This is a genomic window from Corynebacterium sp. HMSC078A10, from assembly GCF_001811565.1.
In the GTDB taxonomy this organism is placed as follows: domain Bacteria; phylum Actinomycetota; class Actinomycetes; order Mycobacteriales; family Mycobacteriaceae; genus Corynebacterium; species Corynebacterium hesseae.
Map to the genome: position 1 here is coordinate 106,531 of NZ_KV805179.1, position 21,899 is coordinate 128,429.

Genomic DNA, 21,899 nt, shown 5'->3' on the forward strand with positions numbered 1-21,899 from the left:
GTCAGCTTTATGGTGGCGAAACGCGCCTTAAAGGGGGAACACTGGGGGCCGTTAACGGCAAAAGTTAGAGAGGTAAATCATGGCACGCAATTACGCCACACAATTAGTAGAAACCTTGGAGGCCCAGGGTGTGAAGCGCATCTACGGCCTCGTCGGCGATTCCCTCAACCCCATCGTGGACGCAGTGCGGAAGTCCTCCATCGAATGGGTTCACGTTCGCAACGAGGAGGCCGCAGCGTTTGCCGCGGAGGCCGATTCCCTCACCACCGGCAACCTTGCCGTGTGCGCCGCATCCTGCGGCCCGGGAAATACGCACCTTATTCAGGGACTTTATGACGCCCACCGCAACGGCGCCAAGGTCCTCGCCCTGGCCAGCCACATTCCTTCCCGCCAGATCGGCTCGAAGTTCTTCCAAGAGACCCACCCGGAGGCCATCTTCCAAGAGTGCTCGAGCTACTGCGAGATGGTGAACTCCGCTGACCAAGGTGCCGTGGTCTTGCACCACGCCATCCAGAGCACCATGGCGGGCAAGGGAGTGTCCGTCCTCGTTATCCCGGGCGATGTGTCCACGCAGGAGGCCGAGGATGATACCTTCACCTCCTCTGTTATCTCCGCCGGCTGCCCGGTCGTCTTCCCGGATCCTGCCGAGGCCGCCGCATTGACCCAGGCCATCAACGAGGCCAAGACCGTCGCGCTCTTCGTGGGCGCCGGCGTGAAGAATGCCCGCGAGCAGGTCCTCGCGCTCGCCGAAAAGATCAAGGCCCCCATCGGCCACGCCCTGGGTGGCAAGATGTACATCCAGTACGACAACCCCTTCGACGTCGGCATGTCCGGCCTGCTCGGCTATGGTGCAGCCCACGAGGCCACCCACGAAGCAGACCTGCTCATCCTGCTGGGCACGGACTTCCCCTACAACGACTTCCTGCCGGATGCCAACGTGGCGCAGGTTGACATCGACGGCTCCCACATCGGCCGCCGCACCCGCATCAAGTACCCGGTGACCGGTGATGTCGCCGCCACCATCGAGAACATCCTGCCGCACGTGGAGGAGAAGAAGGACCGCTCCTTCCTGGACAAGATGCTCAAGAAGCACTACGACAAGCTGAATCACGTTGTCGAGGCCTATACCTCCGGCGTGGAGAAGCACACCCCGATCCACCCGGAGTACATTGCCGATCTCATCGATCAGCAGGCTGATGAGGACGCCATCTTCACCGTCGATACCGGCATGTGCAATGTCTGGGGCGCGCGCTACATCACCCCGAATGGTAAGCGTGAGCAGATTGGTTCCTTCCGCCACGGCACCATGGCCAATGCTCTGCCGATGGCCCTCGGCGCGCAGGCGGCGAACCCGGGCCGCCAGGTCATTACCTTCTCCGGCGATGGCGGTCTGTCCATGCTCATGGGCGAGCTGCTCACGGTGAAGCTACACAACCTGCCGGTGAAGATGTTTGTGTTCAATAACTCTTCCCTCGGCATGGTCAAGCTGGAGATGCTGGTCCAGGGCCTCCCGGAGCACGAGACTGACCACGAGCATGTGAACTACGCCAAGATTGCGGAGGGCGCGGGCATCAAGCACTTCCGCATCGAGGACCCGAAGGAAGCTCCGCGCCTCATCAAGGAGGCCTTGGCCTACGACGGGCCTGCGCTTATCGACGTCGTCACCGACCCCAACGCCCTCTCCCTGCCACCCACACTGACCTTTGAGCAGCTGCTCGGCTTCTCCAAGGCGGCAACCCGCACCGTCTTCGGCGGCGGCGTGGGTCAGATGCTCACCATGGCGAAGTCCAATCTGCGCAACATCCCGCGCCCGCAGGACTTTTAATGTGCCGGCGTTAAGCGCCACACATTAAAAGGGGGCTACGTCGAAGGAGCTCACACCTTGGCGGGGTCTTTGACCGGGATGAGCACGAGGGCTCCTACGAGCAGGACCAGCCCAATGGCGAGCACGCCTCCCCGGTCGCCTTGGCCCAACAGTGAGACGAAGACACCGAACAGGAAAGGCGTCAACCACGCCACGGCCCGCCCGGTCGTGGCGTAGAGGCCGAACATCTCGCCTTCGCGCCCTGGCGGGGCAACGCGCGCCAAGAAACCGCGGGCGGAAGCCTGGGCTGGTCCCACACATAGGCACAAGATGAGTCCGCAGATCCAGAAGGCCGTCGGCCCCTGCGCCACGAACATGATGCCGGCCATGAGCGTCAAGATAGCCAGGCAGGTGAGGATGATGGCTTTGGGGCCCACGTGGTCGTCGATCAGCCCGCCCGCCACCGCGCCGAGCGCGGCCGCAACGTTGGCGGCAACGCCGAAGATGAGCACGTCACCGGGAGACAATCCATAGACGGACACCCCCAGCACCGCCCCGAAGCTGAACACGGCCGAGAGCCCATCGCGGAAAATGGCCGAAGCGAAGAGGAAAGCAAAGGCATTGCGGTCCTCCCGCCACAGCGTCACCACCGTGCGCCACAGCTCGCGGTAAGACGCCGCCACACCACCCGTCGATTCACCCGACGGCGCAATCTCCGGCACACGCAGCAACACAGGAATGGCAGACAACCCAAACCACGCTGCTGAAAGCAACGCTACGAGCCGGATATTCCAGCCGCCCTCCGTGTTTAGCCCTAGTGCGCCGCCCTCGCCGGAGACGAATCCGAAATAGCAGATGAGCAGCAGCGCGATGCCGCCGAAATAGCCCGCCGACCATCCCAAGCCGGATACCCGGCCCACCTTGTCCTCGGAGGCCACTTGATTGAGCTGGGCAAAGTAATTGACTTCGGCGAATTGGATGGTCACCGAACCTACCGCCAGGCCGATAAGCCCGAGCCAGAAATACGCGGGCGCATCATTGCGGATGAAGAATAAGCTAGCCATGACCAAGAACGTCAGCAGGGACCAGAAACCCAGCGCGCGCCGCCGCGTGCCCAGCCGGTCAGAGCGCTGGCCCATCACGGGGGTGACCGCAAAAATCACCAGCCCCGCCACCGTCATGGACCACGACAACCATTGTGCCGGTGTGAACTGCGAATCAATCTGCTGGCCCACCGAGTCGGTGAGGTAGACCGAGAAAATAAACGTCACGAGAACCGCGTTGAAAGCTGCCGAACCCCAATCCCACAGGGCCCAAGCAGCCACGGTGAGGCGGTCAGTGCGTGTCGAGGCGTGAGTCATGCTTCATTATCGTAGGCAAAACATGTGCTGAGTGGCAGGAGTTGCACTTAACGCGACGTCAACTTCTAAGCTTCGTGTCATGAGCACGGACTACAGCGACTACAGCATTGGTGAGGTGGCCGCCCTCCTCAAGGTCACCACCCGAACGTTGCGGCACTGGGATGAGATTGGGCTGCTGAGCCCGCAGTGGCGCACTGTGGGAGACCACCGTCTCTACACAGAAGACGACCTGCAGCGCGGTATGGACATTGTGATCTATCGCAGCGTGGGCATTGAGCTGAAGGACATCGCTGAGCTGTTGCAGGCGCCCGCCGCGTCCGCCGTGGATCGTCTCCGTGCTCAGCAGGCTGCCTTGCTGAAGCGGCGCGCCGATGTCGACGCGATGCTGCAGGCAGTGAACCGACTAATCAAGGAGACCGAAATGGATCAGAACCTTAGCGCGAGCCAAAAAATGCGCAACCTGGGTGATGCATGGCCCACGTTGCAGGAAGAAGCCCACGAGAAGTGGGGAGACAGCACAGAGTGGGCGGCCAGTGCGGCCGTCTCAGAATCGATGGGGAAGAAAGACTGGGAGGAATTCTCCGTGGAGCATGAACACGTTGCGGCCGAGCTAGAGGAGGCCGCGAAAGCGGGACTTGAGGCAGGCAGCGAGGAGGCGAAGGAGATCGTCGACAAGCACCGTGCTCTCATCGCCCGGTGGTACCCGGTGTCGAGGTCCAAGCAAGTGCTCCTGGCGCGCATGTATTGCGAGGATCCGCGCTTCGATGAGACTTACCGTGGCAACGCCGACTACCTGCGCCAGCTGATCGAGGCTCAAGCCCAGGCAGAAGGGCTAGATCTGGATAATCTCGTGTGGGACTAATTTGTTCACAGCGCACGTCCAGACTCCGCTCAGTACCCTGGGAAGGCGTAGTGCAATACTTCTCACTTTGAATGAGAAACCCCCACGCCACCTAGTCATAGGAACAGCGGAGAAAGGACCAAAGCGGGACCATGGATGATTCAAAGGACGTCAAGGTACTTGTCGTCGATGACGAGCCCAATATCGTCGAACTACTTACCGTCTCCCTGAAGTTTCAGGGCTTCGATGTACACAGCGCCAACTCCGGCAACGAGGCTCTGCGCATCGCGCGTGAGATCAATCCCGACGCCTACATTATGGACGTCATGATGCCGGGCATGGACGGTTTTGAGCTGCTGGGCAAGCTGCGCGCAGAAGGCCTCGACGGCCCCGTCCTCTACCTCACCGCCAAGGACAGCGTGGATCAGCGCATCCATGGCTTGACCATTGGTGCGGATGATTACGTCACCAAACCCTTCAGCCTGGAGGAAGTCATCACCCGACTGCGCGTGATCCTGCGCCGCGGCAATGCGGTGGATGATCAGGATGGCAGCGCCACCATGACCTATGCCGACCTCACTCTCAACGATGACACCCATGAGGTCACCAAGGCCGGGGAGATCGTGGAGCTTTCGCCCACCGAGTTCAACCTGCTGCGCTACCTCATGCAAAACCGCGAGGTGGTGCTGTCCAAGTCCAAGATTTTGGACAACGTCTGGCACTACGATTTCGGCGGCGATGGCAACGTGGTCGAGTCCTACATTTCCTACCTGCGCCGCAAGATTGATACCGGCGATACACCGCTGATCCACACCGTCCGCGGCGTTGGTTATGTGCTGCGTACGCCGCGCACGTAGGCTCATCCACTATGAGCGAATCCCCCGCGAACACTCAGGGCTCGGATTCTGGATCCTCTTCGGTGCGGAATAGCGCCCTGCGCCGGCGCATGCAACGCCCTAAAGCGCTGCCCCTGCGCACGTGGCTGCTCGTCCTCATGGTTCTGGTTTCGGGCCTGGGCCTTGCGATGTCCTCCCTGGCGGTGTCGTCGATCATGCGCAATGTGCTCTACACCCGCGTGGACACTGAGCTCAATGACGCGATTGGCTCCTGGGCCAGCAACCTCGACGCGGCCTTTTATACCCCGCAGGACGGAAGCCGCCGACCCCCGACGGACTATGTAGCACTGGCGTATTATCCCGATGGTTCCGTGGTGACCACGCGGCCGATGGCGGGGTTGCCGGATGCCCGCTCGGTGGTCGTCGGCGGCGAGCCCACGAGTGTCCGCTCGGTTCAAGGCGAAACCGAATGGCGGGCCGTGGCGAAGCTCAAATCGGATGGTTCCGTGGTCGTCGTGGCCAAAGACATGACGACGGAGAATTCTATCCTTAAAGGCCTGGCCATAGTCCAGGTTATTATCGCGGCGTTGGTCATGCTCATCATCGCGTTGGTGGGCATGTGGCTCATCCACAGAGCCTTGCGTCCACTGCGCGTGGTGGAGAAAACGGCCTCTCAGATCGCGGCGGGCAACCTGGATAAACGCGTTCCGGAGTGGCCGCTGCACACCGAGGTGGGGCAGCTCGCCGCAGCGCTCAACGTCATGTTGACGCAATTGCAAAACTCCGTGCTCCATGCGCAGGAGAAGGAGCAACAGATGCGCCGCTTTGTCGGCGATGCCTCCCACGAGCTTCGCACCCCATTGACCAGCCTGCGCGGCTATACGGAGCTGTACCGTTCGGGGGCAACCCAAGACCCGGAGTTTGTCTTCAGCAAGATCGATGCTGAGTCGAAGCGCATGTCGCTGTTGGTGGAGGATCTGCTGGCCCTGACGCGCGCAGAGGGCTCGCGCCTCGACATGCGCGAGGTGGACATGCTGGAGCTCGTGCTCTCTGTGGGCTCTTCGGCGCGCGCGGCTTTTTCTGGCCGCACCATCAACGTCAACAACGAAGCCTCCGGGATTCCAATGGTCAACGGAGACCCGGACCGCTTGCACCAGGTATTGCTTAACCTGGTGTCCAACGGCATCCGCCACGGCGGTGATGAGGCGTCGGTGACGCTGACGTTGCGGGACGACGAGGAGCACGTGCTTATCGACGTTGCCGATGACGGCAAGGGCATCTCCCCCGAAGATGCAGCCCACATCTTTGAGCGCTTTTACCGTGCTGATAGCTCACGAACCCGCGATACGGGTGGCTCGGGCTTGGGCTTGGCCATCGTGAAGTCTCTCGTGGAGCAGCACGGCGGTTCGATTTCCGTGGATTCGGAGCTGGGCAGCGGCTCGGTGTTTACCGTCCAGCTGCCCAAGGCGGCAGCTAGTTCCTAGCTGCCGAAAGGTAGCAGTCAGCTCTTAGCTGTCGCGGCGGCCGTCCTCATCCGTGCCGAGGTGCTGGCGGATACGCGCGGCGGCCTCGTCCATGGCAGCGGGGTCGGTGGCGTCGGCAGCGAAGGCCTTGGCAAAGTCGTAGTCTTCCATCTTCTCGGTGGGGAAGAGGTGGATGTGGGTGTGGGGAACGTCGAAGCCGGCGATGATGTAGCCGGTACGTGGGGTGTCGAAGGCCGTCTTGATGGCGCCACCGATTTCCAGAGCGATGGCGTTGAGGTGTGCCCAGGTTTCAGGATCGAGGTCAGTCCACTTATCTACTTCCTCGACCGGCACCACCAAGGTGTGGCCGTAGCGCAGCGGCTCGATGGACAAAAATGCCACGCATTTCTCGTCGCGGTAGACAAAGCGAGCAGGCAGCTCGCCTTCGATGATCTTTGTAAATACTGAAGACATGGCCCCTAGGCTACCGCCAGTTAAGATAGACGGCATGCGCATTCTCGTTATCGGTTCGGGCGGCCGCGAACACGCCCTGCTCACTGGCCTGAAAGCTGACCCCACTGTTACCGATCTGCACATCGCACCGGGCTCCCCGGCCCATGCGAAGCAGGCCACCGTCCACCCGGAGTATTCCCAGGTGGATGATCCTGCGCGCATGGTCGAACTAGCTGTGGACATCGCCGCTGACCTCGTCGTCATCGGGCCGGAGGTGCCGCTGGTGAAAGGCGTGGCGGATGCCCTGCGTGAGCGCGGCATTGCGGTCTTCGGGCCGTCGGCAAGCGCGGCGCAAATCGAGGGGTCCAAGGCCTTTGCCAAGGACGTCATGGCGGCCGCCGGCGTGCGCACCGCCCGCGCGGAGCAGCTCGCCCCCGGTACCAACGATGCGGACATCGAGGCCGCGCTCGACCGCTTCGGCCCGCACTTCGTGGTCAAGGACGATGGCCTAGCCGGCGGCAAGGGCGTGGTGGTGACCGAATCCCGCGACGCGGCCCGCGCGCACGTAGACGCCGTCCATGCAGCCGGCAACCCGGTGCTGCTCGAGTCCTTCCTCGACGGCCCCGAGGTTTCCCTGTTCTGCCTCGTGGATGGTGAGACCGTCGTGCCGCTGTTGCCGGCGCAGGACCACAAGCGCGCCTATGACAACGATGAAGGCCCCAACACCGGCGGCATGGGCGCTTATACGCCGCTGCCGTGGCTGCCTGCCGACGGTACCCAGCGCATCGTCGACGAAGTCTGCGTCCCCGTGGCCAAGGAAATGGTCAAGCGCGGCACGCCGTACACCGGGCTGCTGTATGCAGGACTGGCCTGGGGCAAGGAAGGCCCGGCCGTCGTCGAATTCAACTGCCGCTTCGGTGACCCGGAAACGCAGGCGGTGCTCGCTCTGCTGAAGTCCCCGCTGGGAGAGGTCCTGAACGCCACGGCGACCGGGCGGTTGGCATCACTTGCGCCGCTGGAGTGGGAGGAAGGCTACGCCGTTACCGTGGTGCTGGCTGCCGAGGGTTACCCGGCTTCCCCGCGCAAGGGTGATCCGATTACCTCGCAGGATCTTGATGATCCCACCCGCGTCCTCCACGCTGGCACCACCACGGGGGAGGGCGGATACGTATCCAACGGTGGTCGTGTTCTCAATGTCCTCGGCCGCGGTGCCACCTTGGCCGACGCCCGCGCCGCCGCCTACGAGGTGCTCGACGGCATCAAGCTGGAGGGCAGCTTCTTCCGCAAGGACATTGCATTGCCAGCGGAAAAGGACCAGATCAGCATCTAATCCGCTGATAATGCCTCCTTTGGAGCAAGGCGTGGAATAATGAGCGACGTGGCTGAAAAGAAGAACATTTCCAACGTCCTGTCCGCTCGATACGCCTCCCCAGAGATGGCTGAAATCTGGTCCCCAGAACACAAGATTATTCTGGAGCGCCAGCTGTGGATCGCGGTGATGAAGGCGCAGAAGGATCTCGGCGTCGATATTCCCGCCCAGGCCATCGCCGCCTATGAGGCGCAGGTAGAGAACGTGGACCTTGCCTCGATTGCCCAGCGTGAGCGCGTTACGCGCCACGACGTCAAGGCGCGCATCGAGGAATTCAACGCCCTGGCCGGCTGCGAGCACATTCACAAGGGAATGACCTCGCGCGACCTGACGGAAAACGTCGAGCAGCTGCAGATTCTGCGTTCCTTGGAGCTGGTGCGCAATAAGGCCATCGCTGTGGTCTCGCGCATCGGTGAGCACGCCGCGCAGTACCAGACGCTGGTGATGGCAGGCCGCTCCCACAACGTCGCTGCGCAGGCGACGACCTTGGGCAAGCGCTTCGCCTCGGCTGCCGACGAGCTCCTGCTCGGCATCGAGCGCGTGGAGTCTCTGCTGAGCCGCTACCCGCTGCGCGGCATCAAGGGCCCGATGGGCACCTCGCAGGACATGCTCGACCTCATGGGAGGCTCCGAGGACAAGCTTGCCGCGCTGGAGACGCGCATTGCGGATCACCTGGGCTTCTCCCGCGTATTCAACTCGGTGGGCCAGGTTTACCCGCGCTCCCTCGACTTCGACGCTGTGTCTGCGCTCGTTGAGCTGGGCGCCGCGCCCTCTTCGCTGGCCACGACCATCCGCCTGATGGCTGGCAACGAGACCGTGACTGAAGGTTTCAAGGAAGGCCAGGTCGGCTCCTCCGCGATGCCGCACAAGATGAACGCCCGCTCCTGCGAGCGCGTGTGCGGTTTCCAGGTCATTCTGCGCGGCTACCTCACCATGGTGGCGGATCTGTCCGGCCAGCAGTGGAACGAGGGCGACGTGTTCTGCTCGGTGGTCCGCCGCGTGGCACTGCCGGATGCCTTCTTCGCCATTGACGGCATGTTTGAAACCTTCCTCACCGTGCTCGCGGAATTCGGTGCCTTCCCGGCGATGATCGACCGCGAACTGGAGCGCTACCTGCCCTTCCTCGCCACCACCCGCATCCTCATGGCGGCGGTGCGCGCGGGCGTGGGCCGCGAGACCGCGCACGAGGTCATCAAGGAAAACGCCGTCGCCGTGGCACTCAACATGCGTGAGAATGGTGGGGAGCAGGATCTGATCGAGCGCCTAGCTGCCGACGAGCGCCTGCCGCTCGATGCCGCCGCCCTCGAGGCCGCGCTGTCGGACAAGCACGCTTTCATCGGCGCTGCCGAATCGCAGGTGAGCCAGATTCTGGGCCGCATCAAGGCGATTGCTGATCAGCACCCGCAGGCCGCCGCCTACACCCCGGGTGAAATCCTCTAGTTTCACCCTTGGCGGTACGTTTCGATCAATTAAGGCCCCAGATCCTCAATTTTCTGGCCCTTATTTGATCGAAACGACTTCCCATTGGCGGCCGGGCTCACCCGGCACTAGCTCTTAGGCCATTCCAGGGATGCGCAGCACCGGCAGCTCGAAGCCGCCGAGGGATTTGCCGTTGGTAGCAAGGTAGCCGCCGATCATCAGAGCGGTGAGCACCGCCATGATGCCGAGAACCGTAGCACCCGTGGACGAGGTTTGCTGCTGCGTCGTCTTGCCCGGAATGGGTAGCTCTGGCACCGGTTGGATGCCCTCCTGCGCACCGCGGCTGCGCAGCTCTTCCACGCACTCGGCAAAGGACTGCACCTGCGCTGCGTTGAAGGCATCGACGGCCTCCTTTTCCTGCGCCTGGTTTTCTGCCAGAGCGGCGCGCAGCTTGGGGCTGAAATCGCTACCCGTCGACAACAACGGTGCCGGTCCCTTCTCAGTCCGGGACTTCGCCGCATTGATCGAGTATTCGGCATCCCCTGGCAACAGCACCGATTCATCCTCCACCAGGTCCTCCGGGGCGGACGCGCCGACCATGATGATGACCATATCCGCGCCCGTGTAGCCGGCCTTGCCCAGCGCGGCCACCGTCGCCGCGTAGCCCGGCGCCTTGCTGATATCGCGCGAGGTGTACGCGGAGAAGTCCAGCTTCGGGAACTGCGCTTGAATCTTCTCCGAGGTCGTGCGGATGGTGTTGATGTAGCCCGCCCGGACATCGCGGGCTAGTGCGCGATCCGTGGAGGACGCCGACATCGTGCACAGCCACTGTCCGTGGGCGGACTCGCGCACGGAGATGTCGGCTGCGTGCGCAGCGGGCACAGACAGGGCGGCGCCCACCAGCGCAGCGGAGGTCAAAAGGGAGGTCAGGCGAGAGTGCACGGGCTTAGCTCCTCGGGATTGGGATGTATCTTGAAGCAGTCTAGACGGGTCTAGAATGTATGTCATGCGTCCAGAACTTTCTTCCTATGCCCACATCGCCTCCGGCAAGGTGCGCGATATCTACGAAATCGATGACAAAACCCTGCTCATGGTGGTCTCCGACCGTATTTCCGCCTATGACCACGCCCTCGAGCCGGCCATCCCCGACAAGGGCCGCGTGCTCACGGCGACGTCGAAGTTCTTCTTCGACGCCATCGACTTCCCCAACCACCTGGCCGGACCGCTCGATGATGAGCGCATCCCCGAGGAAGTCCTCGGTCGCTCAATGGTCGTGCAGAAGCTCGACATGCTGCCCTTCGAGTGCGTCGCCCGCGGCTACCTCACCGGCTCCGGGCTCAAGGAGTACAAGGCATCCGGCAGCGTGTGCGGAGTCGAGCTGCCCGAGGGTCTGACCGAGGCTTCCCGCCTGCCCGAGCCCATCTTCACCCCAGCCACCAAGGCGGAGCAGGGCGAGCACGATGAGAACGTCTCCTTCGATGTCGTCGTGGACAAGCTCGGCCGCGAACGAGCCGAAGAGCTGCGCGATGCCACCCTGCGCATCTATGCCAAGGCCGCCGCGTTGGCGGAGGAGAAGGGCATTATTTTGGCGGATACGAAGTTCGAGTTTGGCGTCGATAAGCACGGCACCTTGGTCTTGGCCGATGAAGTCCTCACACCGGACTCCTCGCGCTACTGGCCGGCCGATACCTATGAGGAAGGCAAAGTCCAGCCTTCCTTTGATAAGCAGTACGTTCGCGATTGGCTCACCAATTCCGGCTGGGACAAGGAGTCCACGCCGCCGCGCTTGCCGGACGACGTTGTCCAGGCCACCCGCGCGCGTTATGTTGAGGCCTTTGAGCGCCTGTCCGGAACCACCTTTTAAGGAGGCTGAATGAACGCACCGATTGCTGCCAAGCGCCCCATCACGCGAGAGTTTCACGGCCGCAGCTTCGTTGATGACTACGAGTGGCTGCGTGAGAAAGACGCCCCGGAGACCCGCGAATACCTCGAGGCCGAAAACGCCTATACCCAAGAGCGCACCGCACACCTGGACACCTTGACGGAGAACATCTTTACCGAGGTCAAGTCCCGCATCAAGCAGACGGACATGTCCGTGCCCCAGCGTCGCGGCAAGTACTGGTACTACGGCCGTACCGAGGAGGGCAAGGAGTACGGCTATAGCTGCCGCATCCCGGTGTCGGAAGGCTCCGATCCGTGGACCCCGCCGACCATCCCGGAGACGGGGGCACCGGAAGGGGAGCAGGTGCTTCTCGACGTCAACGCGCTCGCCGAAGGCCACGACTTCTTCGCTCTGGGTGCGTCCACGGTGAGCGATTCTGGTGACCTGCTGGCCTATTCGGTGGACGTGGCCGGTGATGAGCGCTTTGAGCTCTTCATCAAGGACCTGCGCACGGGCGAGCTGTTGGAGGACCGCCTGGAAGGTATCTTCTACGGTGCGACGTGGGTGGGGGAGGAGTTCATCTTCTACACCACCGTGGATGATGCGTGGCGCCCGGATACGGTGTGGCGCCATCGCGTGGGAACCCCGCAGTCGGAGGACGTCGTGGTCATGCGCGAGGAAGACTCGCGTTTCGGCATTGGCCCGGGTACGACCCGCAGCGAGAAGTACATCGTGATCGTGTCGAGTTCGAAGATGACGAGTGAAGCCTGGGTGCTCGAGCAGGACAACCCGGAGGGTGAGTTCCGCTGTTTGTGGGCGCGTGAGTCCGGAGTGGACTACGACGTCGACCACGCGGTCGTGGACGGTACCGACTATTGGGTGGTCACGCACAACGCGACCGGCCCGAACTTTGAGTTGGGCTATTGCCCGGTCAGTGAGGAACTTCCCTCTTTGCGTGAGCTCACCGTGCTCATGCCTCACGATAATGAGGTTCGCTTGCAGGGCGTTGATTGCTACCGCGACCACATCGTTGTGGCCTACCGCCGGGGCGGCATCGGCCGGGCTGCGATTATGGATGTGCGGGAAGGCTGGGCGCGCCTCAGCGAGCTCAACTTCAACGAAGAGCTCTATACCGTCGGTGTGGCCGGCAACCCGGAGTGGGATGCGCCGGTGCTGCGCGTGAGCTACACATCCTTTATCCAGCCCGCACAGCTCTTTGATTACCGCGTGGCCACCGGTGAGTACACGCTGCTCAAGGAACAGGAAGTACCAGGCGGCTATGACAAAGACGAATACGTGGCCTACCGCGTCTGGTCTGAAGCACCCGATGGGACGAAGGTGCCGGTGTCCATCGTGCACCGCGCGGACCTGGACCGCACGCAGCCGAACCCGACGTTGCTTTATGGCTACGGGTCTTATGAGGCGAATATGGACCCGTACTTCTCGGTCTTCCGTTTGTCTCTCATGGACCGCGGCATGATCTTTGCCATGGCGCACGTTCGCGGTGGCGGCGAGATGGGCCGCAACTGGTACGACGACGGCAAGATGCTGGCCAAGAAAAACACGTTTACGGACTTCATTGCGGTGGCGGATGACCTCATCGCGCGCCGAGTGACCACGCCTTCACAACTTGTTGCTGAAGGTGGCTCGGCCGGTGGCCTGCTCATGGGCGCGGTGGCAAACATGGCGCCGGATAGGTTTAAGGCCATCGAGGCGAACGTGCCCTTCGTCGACCCGCTGACGTCCATTCTCATGCCGGAGCTACCACTCACGGTGGTGGAGTGGGAGGAATGGGGCGACCCGTACCACGATCCGGAGGTCTACGACTACATGGCCTCCTATGCGCCATACGAAAACATCGCTCCGCAGAAATACCCGAATATTCTGGCGTTGACCTCGCTCAATGACACCCGCGTGCTGTATGTTGAGCCGGCGAAGTGGGTGGCCAAGCTGCGTGACGTTGCCACCGGCGGCGAATTCCTCCTCAAGACGGAGATGGCCGCCGGCCACGGTGGTGTGTCCGGACGCTATGCCCAGTGGCGGCAGGCGGCTTTCGAGTACGCGTGGTTGATCAACCAGGCCACGGGTGTCGAGGCCTAGGGACCACTTACGGCGTGTGGCTCATTAGGCACCCAGCGGCCTAGGCCGCCCATGTGGGGGAGCTCCGAATCTCTCAGCGCGCGCCGGGGCGGTGGCTGTGCGATAATTTTCCTTATGCATGGCCACCTTCTGGTTTCGATTTCCAGTATTTTTAATGACACCCGAAGCCAAGCCTCCGATCTGCTCAAGCAGTTCGATAAAGCTGACGTTCCTGTCTCTTTGCTGGTGGCGCCGCACATCGACGGCAATTGGCACCTAGCTAAAGACGCGGCGACGCAATCCTGGCTTCGCGAGCAGGCCGAATCGGGCCGCGTGCTTATTCTCAATGGCTTTGACCAAGCGGTCCAGGGCCGCCGTGCGGAGTTCGCCAACCTGGATGCGCACGAGGCACGTTTGCGCCTCAAGGGCGCGACGCGACAGATGGCCAAGATCGGCTTTGAGCCGACCATCTTTGCACCGCCGCGCTGGCGAATGTCGGAGGGAACACTAGAAGTCCTTCCCGAGTTTGATTTCGACTTTGCCGCCTCCACCCGTGGCATCCACGACCTTCGCACAGGCGAGCTCCACCAAGCCCGCAATCTGTCCTTTGGTGAGGGCTTCGGTTCGGCAAAGTGGTGGCGCCGCAACATTATTCGCGCAGCAGAGCGCTCTGCACAGCGCGGCAACACCGTGCGCCTGTCAATCTCTGGCCGCAACCTCGATGACCGTAAGGTAGTTGCTGATTTCCTTAAGGCCGCCGAGCGCGCCATGGCAGCAGGTGCCCGCCCCGCTGACTATTCCGTTTTCACGCACGCCGAATAGCCCACCAACCTCTTTTTCTTTTCTAGCGCGTACTCGATACAACATGGGGAAGTTGGAGACTCCACGACTCGGTGGTGTTGCGTCAACTTCTACTTGGAAAAGCTAGTTCTTGTGGCTAACTTCAAACAGATCATCGCGATGTGCATTGAAGGTGATGGGGTCTTTACAGGTTTACAGCCAACTGCCCGTGTAAACACATGCAGATAAGCGTTTGGCGCTCTTGGGGCAGAGGTTTAAAAGCGTTCATTTGTTTGAAAATGATGTTTTGCTGCTGTCATTAAATGCGCCAGCTTCTCATACGGGCGCGTACGAAAGTACGGTTCCCTCTCGAATTAGGTGTGGTTCATTGAAAAGCGTGTGCCCCCGGGAGGTTTCCCTGGGGGCACGTGCGTGTTTCTCTTAGCTCTTTAGAACCAAGAAAGTTAGGGCCAATCTACTTAACAACAATCTTTACCATTACCGGCTCGTCATTCACGGTTACTTCCTGACTACCCTCGAGCGCTCGCGCGGAGGAAAGACTGGAAAGCCCTGAACAAGATGCGTTGATGGTATGCGAACCAGGTTCCAACGCGTAGAAGTACACGCCTTTGGCATTAGTCGTGTGTACCTTTTCCTGCGAAAGGCCAAGAAGCTTACATTCGCCTGCCGGGTTACCACTGGAGGTTACAACGCGAATCGTTGATTCTCCTGCATTAGGCTTGGACTGCCCATCGTTGGGGAGGCCTTGGCCGACACTGATTGCAACAACTAGGGAAATAATGCCCAGAACGGTACCAATGAGTCCGAGAAGGTTACTTGGGTTATTAATGAGAGCTTGAACCTGAGCTGGAACCGGGATCTGTGGTTGCATTGTTTTGGATCTCCTTAATGTCATTGAAGGTATTTAGCATGCTTGGGCTTATACGTAGGGCACTGTTTTCAGGGCAGCCGAGATCGCTGATGCCATGCGTGTGAATGCCGATGGCAGCGTTGTCTGTGGCATAGACCGGAGAACCGCTTTGTCCGCCTGTGGTGTCTAAGCTATAGCAAAGTCGAGTTTGGGTTCCTGGATGAAGGATTCCGAAGAGAGAACTTCATGAGTGTCCTTTGCAGGAGAGAGATGATTTGTGGGGTGAGCTGGGGTAAGTCCCTTTCACCTTGTAGTGAATTATGAGGCATCGAAAAGGAGCCTGCAACCGTCAGGCGGTTTGATGTTGCCTTGTGCTCCCCCCCAAAAAAAGGGGAGGGGTGGCCTCTTGTTTCATCGGGTCCGGCTGGTCTCTATTCAGATTCGGTTGGGGCGCAGGCCGCGCCGATGATGCCAAGCGCAGCCAGCAGGCCGAGGCCACCGACGGCGTACTGAGCTTCGCGCGGGATGTTGCGGGTCATCGACTCAATCTGCTTCCGGACAGGCTCGAAGCCCGGGATGTTGAACTGCGTGTTGGCAAACCCAAGGAAGGCAACCGGAATGGCGAGGGCTGCGGGGATGGTGAGGCCGAGGGCAGTCGGCAGGCAGTGCTCGCCGGCAGAAGAACCGGAGCTGTGAGTTGGCTTGGTGTCAACCTTGTCGTCATCGTCGGTCTGATCCGGCTCCTCCGACGGAGCCGGCTCCTCAGACGGGTCCGGCTCGTCGGTCGTGGTGCAGTCCTTGAGCTGGTTATCGGTGCGCTTCACCGTCGCAAGGTTAAAGCCCACCTTGACCGGGTCGTGGTCGGAGGAGCGGTAGGGGTTATCGGCCTCGAAGACATCGCCGCCGGTGTAGTTGCGGCGGGAGTATTCCATGGCGATGGGCTCGTCAGAGTTGATGTTCCAGGTCTGCGCGGCCTGCGCATCGACGTGCTCGTTGGCCAGGATGTGGTCCAGGGAGCCGAGGCGGCCGGAGAACTGGTAGGAGGCCACGTTCTGCCAGTCCTCTTGCGCATTGAGCTCTTCCACCGGGATGGTGTAGCCCGCATTGCGGAAGACGGAGATGGCATCTTCCTTGGAGTAGGTGTTCAAATCACCCATGACAAAGGTGGCCTTCTTCTGCCACTGCGGTTGCTTGGCCAGCCCGTCGAGGACGGCCTGGGCGTGGGCGTTGCGCACGTTGGGGTTGTTGCCTTGGCCGTCGCCGGTATCGGCATCACCGTTCGCTACCGATCCCTTGGATTTGAAATGGTTGGTCACCACCACGAAGGAATCGGGACCTTCAACAGCGCACCTATCGGAAACAGGCTGGAACTCCGCGGCGAGCGGGGTGCGGGCGGTGCCCTTGAAGCGGGCGTCCTCAAGCAAGGTGGCCTCACCCACCGGCTTAACGCGGTCCTTCTTGTAGATGATCGCGGTGCGGATGACGTCCGTATCGGCTGACGCGTTCGCCGGGGCCTTGACGTAATCCCACTTCTCAGAACCCGCGCGGGAATTGAGCTCACCCACGAGGTACTTCACGGCGTCATCGTAGGAGCCACCCACGGTATTCGCGGCATTCTCGATCTCAGACAGGCCAATGACATCGGCATCAAGGCCCTCCAGCGCGGTGAGGATCTTGCCCTTCTGGTCATTGAACGCGGACTCGGACCACGCACCGCGGAAGGTCCCGCTATCGGAGCCCACGCCGTTGCCAAAGCGGTCCTTGTACGCCTTTGCGCCGTTGTCTTCGCCCAAGTTGATGAAGAAATTCAGCACGTTAAACGCCGCCACGGTGTAATCGCCAGCCACCTGCGGGGCCTCTGGACGGGCCGGGTCCCACGTAATCGGCAGGTCCGCGGCGGCAGAGTCACCGGTAATCATCGCGGTGGGTTGGAAGCGCCACTGCTCGTGACCGTAGCCCAGGATGACGCCGGAGTCCGCGAACTCTACCTGGTTGGTGGTGCGGATGGTCTTGACCTCCGAGCCGTTCTGCATGATGTAGGGCAGCTTCGTCGAGGCGCCATCACGGGAGAAGTCGCGGGTGGAGCCGTCGTCCAAAATGACGTACTTCGCCGCGTTAGCAGCCTCCATGTCCTTTTGCTCTTGGGTGCCCGGGGAGACGATGTCGGTGGGCTGACGCAGAGCTTCCGTGCCCGGAGCCAAGCCCAGCTCGCCGTAGCGGTTGAGACCGTAATTGTCGGTCACGGTGTGCACGCCCGGCTTGAGCAGCATGGACTCGAGCTTCTCCCGCTCCTCATCACCTTCCGGCAGGGCATCGATGGCCAGCGGGGTGACGGCGGGGAGGGCGTCGGAAAGCACAGAGCCATTGCTCAACGCGATTTGAGTCTGCCCAAAGTACTCATCAACGGTGCCGGTGACCTCGACGGACTCCCCAATTTCTGGGTAGAAGCCGGTGCCACCGGTGTAGACGAAGACTGCCTCAGATGCCTCGGTCGGCGCGGTCTGGCCCGTGCCCGGGGTCTGGATGGTGAAGCCGTTGAGGGATTTCTCGCCCTGCCATACCGCGGTCACCACACCCTGGGTAGAGACGTTCTGGCCCTTGAGCGGGGACTGTGCGCCGGTGCCCTGGAACTCCGGGATGGTGACCGTGGAACCCGGCTCGGCCGGGGATGGGTCCGGTTGCGGGGTGGTGCCGCCGGCAGACTTCGGCGTCGGTGCTGCAGTGCTGAAGTCGGCGGCATTGTCGTCGGTGTCGGTGCCCTCGGCGTCCCGCTGCGCAGAGGTGGAGTTGTTCAGGGCTTGGGCGGGGGAGCCCTCGCTAATCGACGCCTCCCCATACCCCACGAGGTCCACCTCGGCACCGGAGGCGTCGTAAAGCTTGACCGAGCCTTTGGAGCCGGACAGGTTCAGGTTCCCCTCTACATCAGGGGAAGGAAGCGGCTCCCCGGTGTCGCCGCCACCTTCCTGGATGAGGAAGTAGCCCCCAGCCGGGAGGGAGCCGGACAGCTCGTGTTTTCCGCCTGAGTTGCCAGAAGCGGATAGGTACTCCACGGACCAGCCAGTGAGGTCGAGGTCAGCGGAGGTGGGGTTATAAAGCTCGATGAAATCCTTAGTAAACGCCGCCCCCTTGTTGCCGCCGCCACCGTAGACCTCAGAGATAACGGCGTTGGAGCCGTCCGCCGCCGCACCGGCCTGAGGTGCGACGATGCAGGTAGAGACAAGAGCAGCGATGGCGAGTGAGCCAATGCCTTTGAGATACATGAGAGGTTCCTTGGATAGGTGAGAACAGGACAATGCATCTCGTTCTACCCGGGTTTCGCACCGAGTGATACCGGAGCGCACTAGGTGAGCTGGGGGTTAAGGTGGGATTCCCCAAGAATTCTTCAGCCGTTTGGTTTGAATTCATCACCCCCAAAGATTCCGAATCTTTCTTGCCGGCGGGATAGACTGGCGGGGCACCTATACTCACGCACAGTAAGGCAAAAATTTTCATGGCTCGTGTAGTTGTCAATGTCATGCCCAAGGCCGAGATTTTGGACCCGCAAGGTCAGGCCGTTGTTCGCGCGCTGGGCCGCCTGGGGGTTGCTGGTGTCAGCGACGTGCGCCAGGGCAAGCGCTTTGAAATTGAAGTCGATGATTCGGTCAGCGCCGAGGAGTTGGAGAAGGTGGCTTCCACCCTGCTGGCCAACACCGTGATCGAGGACTACGAGGTCATCCAGTAATGAAGATCGGCGTTATTACCTTCCCCGGCACGCTTGACGACGTCGACGCGGCCCGCGCCGCCCGCACCGCCGGCGCCGAAGTCGTGTCCCTGTGGCATGCGGACGAGGACCTGCGCGGCGTCGATGCCGTCGTGGTTCCCGGCGGTTTTTCTTATGGCGATTACCTGCGTTCCGGCGCGATTTCGGCGCTCGCCCCGGTAATGCGCGCGGTCGTCGATGCCGCTAACAAGGGCATGCCGGTGCTCGGCATCTGCAACGGCTTCCAGATTCTGACGGAAGCTGGCCTGTTGCCCGGCGCCCTGACCCGTAACCAGGGCCTGCATTTCCACTGCGTGGATACCTACCTCGAGGTGGAGAACGCACAGACCTCCTGGACCAGCGAGTTTGAGCAGGGGCAGCGCATCCTCATCCCGGCGAAGCACGGCGAAGGCCGTTTCCAGGCGGATGCGGAGACCGTGGAGCGCTTGGAGGGCGAGGGCCGCGTGGTCTTCCGCTATACCGATAACTTCAACGGCTCCATCAATGGCATTGCCGGCATCACCAACGAGGCCGGCAACGTAGTGGGGCTGATGCCGCACCCGGAGCATGCCATCGATCTTCTCACCGGCCCGTCCACCGACGGTCTGGGTTTGTTTGTGTCCGCCCTCAAGGTCGTCGCTTAACCCGCGCCGACGGTTAAAGGAGAAACAATGACCGTACACAACGACACCGTCGAGCAGGCATCCGCGCAGCCTGAACTGGACCAGCCCTACCGCGAATTGGGCCTGAAGGATGACGAATACGCGCACATCCGCGAGATCCTGGGTCGCCGCCCGACCGATGCCGAGCTGACCATGTACTCGGTGATGTGGTCGGAGCACTGTTCTTATAAGTCCTCCAAGGCGCACCTGCGCTACTTTGGCGAGACCATGACGGAAGAGATGGGCTCCAAGATCCTCGCTGGCATCGGTGAGAACGCCGGCGTGGTGGACATCGGAGACGGCAACGCCGTGACCTTCCGCGTGGAAAGCCACAACCACCCCTCCTACGTGGAGCCGCACCAGGGCGCCGCGACGGGCGTGGGCGGCATCGTCCGCGACATCATGGCCATGGGCGCGCGCCCGATTGCCGTGATGGATCAGCTGCGCTTCGGCCCGGCGGATGCGCCCGACACCAAGCGCGTTCTGCCCGGTGTCGTCGACGGCATTTCGCACTACGGCAACTGCTTGGGCTTGCCCAACATTGGCGGCGAAACCGTTTTTGATGAATCTTATGCTGGTAACCCGTTGGTCAACGCGCTATGCGTGGGCACGCTGAAGGTCGAGGACCTCAAGCTGGCCTTCGCCTCCGGCACCGGAAACAAGGTGATACTTTTCGGCTCGCGCACCGGCCTCGACGGCATCGGTGGCGTGTCCGTGCTGGCGTCTGACACCTTCGAGGATGGCGCGGAGCGCAAGCTGCCGGCTGTCCAAGTGGGTGACCCGTTCGCGGAGAAGGTTCTCATCGAGTGCTGCCTGGAGCTGTACAAGTCCGGCATCGTGGTGGGCATCCAGGATTTGGGCGGTGCGGGCTTGGCCTGCGCCACCTCCGAGCTGGCTGCGTCCGGCGACGGCGGCATGGAGATCAACCTGGACAACGTCCCGCTGCGTGCGAAGAACATGACCGCAGCAGAGATCCTCGCTTCCGAGTCCCAGGAGCGCATGTGCGCCGTGGTGACCCCGGAGAACGTGGAGAAGTTCAAGGAGATCTGCGCGCACTGGGACGTCACCTGCGCCGAGATCGGTGAGGTCACCACCGGCAAGCACCTCATCATTCGCCACCAGGGCGAGGTCGTCGTCGATGCCCCGGCACACACCATCGCCAACGAGGGCCCGGTGTACGACCGCCCGTACGCACGCCCGGAGTGGCAGGATGCGCTGCAGGAATTCGAGGGCGTCGAGAAGCAGGACATCACTGTGGCGCTCAAGAAGCTCGTGGCCTCCCCGGCACTGTGTTCACGTGATTTCATCACTGAGCAGTATGACCGCTACGTGCGCGGCAACACCGTGCAGTCCCACCACGCGAACGCTGGTGTTCTTCGCATTGATGAGGAGACCGGCCGCGGTATCGCGGTGTCGGCTGACGCGTCTGGCCGCTACACCAAGCTGGACCCGAACATGGGCGCACGCCTGGCTCTGGCGGAGGCCTACCGCAACGTCGCCGTCACCGGCGCCCGCCCGGTCGCCATCACCAACTGCCTCAACTATGGCTCCCCGGAAAACCCGGACGTCATGTGGCAGTTCCGCGAGTCCGTGCACGGGCTTGCCGACGGCGCCGTGGAACTCGGCATCCCCGTCTCCGGTGGCAACGTCTCCTTCTACAACCAGACCGGCGAGGAGCCGATCTTGCCGACGCCTGTCGTGGGTGTCCTGGGCGTCATCGACGACGTCCATAAGTCCATCGGCAACGAGCTCGGCCTTGTGGAGGAGCCGGAGGTTCTCGTGCTCCTGGGTGAGACCAAGGATGAGTTCGGCGGTTCCATCTGGCAGCAGGTGAGCGCTCACGAGCAGGGCCATGAGGCGAAGAACGGGCTCAACGGTTTGCCGCCGCAGGTCGACCTGGCTAATGAGCAGCGCCTCGCTGACTTCTTCGTGGGCAACGAAGGCCTGACCGCCGCTCACGATATCTCCGAAGGCGGCCTCGCCGTCACCGCGTTCGAGATGGCCAAGCGCAGCGGCGTGGGCCTGAACCTGGATCTGTCCAAGGTCCACGAGTCCGCCTTCGTGGCCGCCTTCTCCGAGTCCGCCTCCCGCGTGCTCGTGGCAACGACCGCTGACCGCGTCGACATGCTGCTGCACCGCGCTGAGGAGTGCGGCGTTCCGGCCGTCGTCATCGGCCAGACCACCGACAACGGTGAGCTGGAGCTGGGCGGCGAGTCCGTTGCTGTTTCCGAGTTGCGCGAAGCTTGGGCGGCGACCCTGCCGGACCTCTTCGGTCACGCGGTGGGTGCCAACTCCGTCGTGGAGTAAGCGACACCTACAGCACTGCAACCGGGCAGGGTT

At 62.0% G+C, this 21,899-nt stretch carries 17 protein-coding genes; 12 read left to right on the forward strand and 5 right to left on the reverse strand.

Annotated features, from left to right (window positions below):
- Window positions 1–79 precede the first annotated feature (79 nt).
- Window positions 80–1,825: a pyruvate dehydrogenase gene (locus tag HMPREF2808_RS00715; protein WP_070623060.1), complete on the forward strand. Its 1,746-nt coding sequence runs from the start codon at window positions 80–82 to the stop codon at window positions 1,823–1,825.
- 50 nt (window positions 1,826–1,875) lie between these two features.
- Here the strand turns inward: HMPREF2808_RS00715 and HMPREF2808_RS00720 are convergent, their stop codons facing one another.
- A complete protein-coding gene (locus tag HMPREF2808_RS00720; protein WP_070532335.1) occupies window positions 1,876–3,165 on the reverse strand; it encodes an MFS transporter in 1,290 nt (429 codons plus the stop codon).
- Between the two features lie 79 nt (window positions 3,166–3,244).
- On the opposite strand from HMPREF2808_RS00720, the gene HMPREF2808_RS00725 reads away from it, so the two are divergent.
- From HMPREF2808_RS00725 to HMPREF2808_RS00735, 3 genes are all read left to right on the forward strand, one after another.
- Window positions 3,245–4,027 (forward strand): MerR family transcriptional regulator, encoded by a 783-nt coding sequence (locus HMPREF2808_RS00725; RefSeq protein ID WP_070623063.1) that lies wholly within the window; start codon window positions 3,245–3,247, stop codon window positions 4,025–4,027.
- Between the two features lie 131 nt (window positions 4,028–4,158).
- Entirely contained in the window at window positions 4,159–4,863 is a 705-nt protein-coding gene (locus HMPREF2808_RS00730) for a response regulator transcription factor (RefSeq protein ID WP_070522860.1), read from the forward strand.
- Between the two features lie 11 nt (window positions 4,864–4,874).
- Window positions 4,875–6,326 carry a sensor histidine kinase gene (locus HMPREF2808_RS00735; RefSeq protein ID WP_070532342.1) on the forward strand — a complete coding sequence of 484 codons (1,452 nt, stop codon included), beginning with the start codon at window positions 4,875–4,877 and terminating at the stop codon, window positions 6,324–6,326.
- A gap of 24 nt (window positions 6,327–6,350) precedes the next feature.
- Here the strand turns inward: HMPREF2808_RS00735 and HMPREF2808_RS00740 are convergent, their stop codons facing one another.
- Window positions 6,351–6,779 (reverse strand): HIT family protein, encoded by a 429-nt coding sequence (locus HMPREF2808_RS00740; protein ID WP_010188927.1) that lies wholly within the window; start codon window positions 6,777–6,779, stop codon window positions 6,351–6,353.
- A 34-nt stretch (window positions 6,780–6,813) separates the two neighbouring features.
- On the opposite strand from HMPREF2808_RS00740, the gene purD reads away from it, so the two are divergent.
- Together purD and purB are read left to right on the forward strand one after the other, a co-directional pair.
- Window positions 6,814–8,088 carry a phosphoribosylamine--glycine ligase gene (gene purD, locus HMPREF2808_RS00745; RefSeq protein WP_070623066.1) on the forward strand — a complete coding sequence of 425 codons (1,275 nt, stop codon included), beginning with the start codon at window positions 6,814–6,816 and terminating at the stop codon, window positions 8,086–8,088.
- 39 nt (window positions 8,089–8,127) lie between these two features.
- Window positions 8,128–9,567: an adenylosuccinate lyase gene (purB, locus tag HMPREF2808_RS00750; protein ID WP_070532348.1), complete on the forward strand. Its 1,440-nt coding sequence runs from the start codon at window positions 8,128–8,130 to the stop codon at window positions 9,565–9,567.
- 114 nt (window positions 9,568–9,681) lie between these two features.
- On the opposite strand, the gene HMPREF2808_RS00755 is transcribed toward purB, so the two are convergent.
- Window positions 9,682–10,488, reverse strand: a complete 807-nt coding sequence (locus HMPREF2808_RS00755; RefSeq protein WP_070623069.1) for a serine/threonine protein kinase — start codon at window positions 10,486–10,488, stop codon at window positions 9,682–9,684.
- Window positions 10,489–10,552: 64 nt separating this feature from the next.
- Here HMPREF2808_RS00755 and HMPREF2808_RS00760 point away from each other — a divergent pair, with 64 nt between their 5' ends.
- The 3 genes from HMPREF2808_RS00760 (at window position 10,553) to HMPREF2808_RS00770 (ending at window position 14,329) form a co-directional block, all read left to right on the forward strand.
- The gene (locus tag HMPREF2808_RS00760) at window positions 10,553–11,410 is read left to right on the forward strand and encodes a phosphoribosylaminoimidazolesuccinocarboxamide synthase (protein ID WP_070562275.1); all 858 of its coding nucleotides are present in this window, start codon (window positions 10,553–10,555) and stop codon (window positions 11,408–11,410) included.
- Between the two features lie 9 nt (window positions 11,411–11,419).
- Window positions 11,420–13,528, forward strand: a complete 2,109-nt coding sequence (locus HMPREF2808_RS00765) for a S9 family peptidase (RefSeq protein ID WP_070623072.1) — start codon at window positions 11,420–11,422, stop codon at window positions 13,526–13,528.
- Window positions 13,529–13,642: 114 nt separating this feature from the next.
- Window positions 13,643–14,329: a DUF2334 domain-containing protein gene (locus tag HMPREF2808_RS00770; protein ID WP_070623075.1), complete on the forward strand. Its 687-nt coding sequence runs from the start codon at window positions 13,643–13,645 to the stop codon at window positions 14,327–14,329.
- 433 nt (window positions 14,330–14,762) lie between these two features.
- Here the strand turns inward: HMPREF2808_RS00770 and HMPREF2808_RS13250 are convergent, their stop codons facing one another.
- Both HMPREF2808_RS13250 and HMPREF2808_RS00775 read right to left on the reverse strand, forming a co-directional pair.
- Window positions 14,763–15,179: a hypothetical protein gene (locus HMPREF2808_RS13250; RefSeq protein ID WP_070522883.1), complete on the reverse strand. Its 417-nt coding sequence runs from the start codon at window positions 15,177–15,179 to the stop codon at window positions 14,763–14,765.
- Between the two features lie 410 nt (window positions 15,180–15,589).
- Window positions 15,590–18,418 carry an ExeM/NucH family extracellular endonuclease gene (locus tag HMPREF2808_RS00775; protein WP_070623078.1) on the reverse strand — a complete coding sequence of 943 codons (2,829 nt, stop codon included), beginning with the start codon at window positions 18,416–18,418 and terminating at the stop codon, window positions 15,590–15,592.
- 230 nt (window positions 18,419–18,648) lie between these two features.
- Between HMPREF2808_RS00775 and purS the strand changes: the two genes are divergently transcribed.
- Genes purS through purL form a run of 3 tightly spaced genes read left to right on the forward strand, consistent with a single transcriptional unit; the run spans window position 18,649 to window position 21,866 of the window.
- A complete protein-coding gene (gene purS / locus HMPREF2808_RS00780; RefSeq protein WP_039676532.1) occupies window positions 18,649–18,879 on the forward strand; it encodes a phosphoribosylformylglycinamidine synthase subunit PurS in 231 nt (76 codons plus the stop codon).
- Window positions 18,879–19,541: a phosphoribosylformylglycinamidine synthase subunit PurQ gene (gene purQ, locus HMPREF2808_RS00785; protein WP_070522890.1), complete on the forward strand. Its 663-nt coding sequence runs from the start codon at window positions 18,879–18,881 to the stop codon at window positions 19,539–19,541. Before purS ends, purQ begins: the two co-directional genes overlap by 1 nt.
- A 27-nt stretch (window positions 19,542–19,568) precedes the next feature.
- Window positions 19,569–21,866, forward strand: coding sequence for a phosphoribosylformylglycinamidine synthase subunit PurL (gene purL, locus HMPREF2808_RS00790; protein WP_070623081.1), 2,298 nt, complete (start codon window positions 19,569–19,571; stop codon window positions 21,864–21,866).
- Window positions 21,867–21,899: the final 33 nt, after the last annotated feature.

Coding starts and splice junctions, on each gene's coding strand:
- HMPREF2808_RS00715 (WP_070623060.1), top strand. CDS start 80: ATGGCACGCAATTACGCCACACAATTAGTAGAAACCTTGGAGGCCCAG.
- HMPREF2808_RS00720 (WP_070532335.1), bottom strand. CDS start 3,165: ATGACTCACGCCTCGACACGCACTGACCGCCTCACCGTGGCTGCTTGG.
- HMPREF2808_RS00725 (WP_070623063.1), top strand. CDS start 3,245: ATGAGCACGGACTACAGCGACTACAGCATTGGTGAGGTGGCCGCCCTC.
- HMPREF2808_RS00730 (WP_070522860.1), top strand. CDS start 4,159: ATGGATGATTCAAAGGACGTCAAGGTACTTGTCGTCGATGACGAGCCC.
- HMPREF2808_RS00735 (WP_070532342.1), top strand. CDS start 4,875: ATGAGCGAATCCCCCGCGAACACTCAGGGCTCGGATTCTGGATCCTCT.
- HMPREF2808_RS00740 (WP_010188927.1), bottom strand. CDS start 6,779: ATGTCTTCAGTATTTACAAAGATCATCGAAGGCGAGCTGCCTGCTCGC.
- purD (WP_070623066.1), top strand. CDS start 6,814: ATGCGCATTCTCGTTATCGGTTCGGGCGGCCGCGAACACGCCCTGCTC.
- purB (WP_070532348.1), top strand. CDS start 8,128: ATGAGCGACGTGGCTGAAAAGAAGAACATTTCCAACGTCCTGTCCGCT.
- HMPREF2808_RS00760 (WP_070562275.1), top strand. CDS start 10,553: ATGCGTCCAGAACTTTCTTCCTATGCCCACATCGCCTCCGGCAAGGTG.
- HMPREF2808_RS00765 (WP_070623072.1), top strand. CDS start 11,420: ATGAACGCACCGATTGCTGCCAAGCGCCCCATCACGCGAGAGTTTCAC.
- HMPREF2808_RS00770 (WP_070623075.1), top strand. CDS start 13,643: ATGCATGGCCACCTTCTGGTTTCGATTTCCAGTATTTTTAATGACACC.
- HMPREF2808_RS13250 (WP_070522883.1), bottom strand. CDS start 15,179: ATGCAACCACAGATCCCGGTTCCAGCTCAGGTTCAAGCTCTCATTAAT.
- HMPREF2808_RS00775 (WP_070623078.1), bottom strand. CDS start 18,418: ATGTATCTCAAAGGCATTGGCTCACTCGCCATCGCTGCTCTTGTCTCT.
- purS (WP_039676532.1), top strand. CDS start 18,649: ATGGCTCGTGTAGTTGTCAATGTCATGCCCAAGGCCGAGATTTTGGAC.
- purQ (WP_070522890.1), top strand. CDS start 18,879: ATGAAGATCGGCGTTATTACCTTCCCCGGCACGCTTGACGACGTCGAC.
- purL (WP_070623081.1), top strand. CDS start 19,569: ATGACCGTACACAACGACACCGTCGAGCAGGCATCCGCGCAGCCTGAA.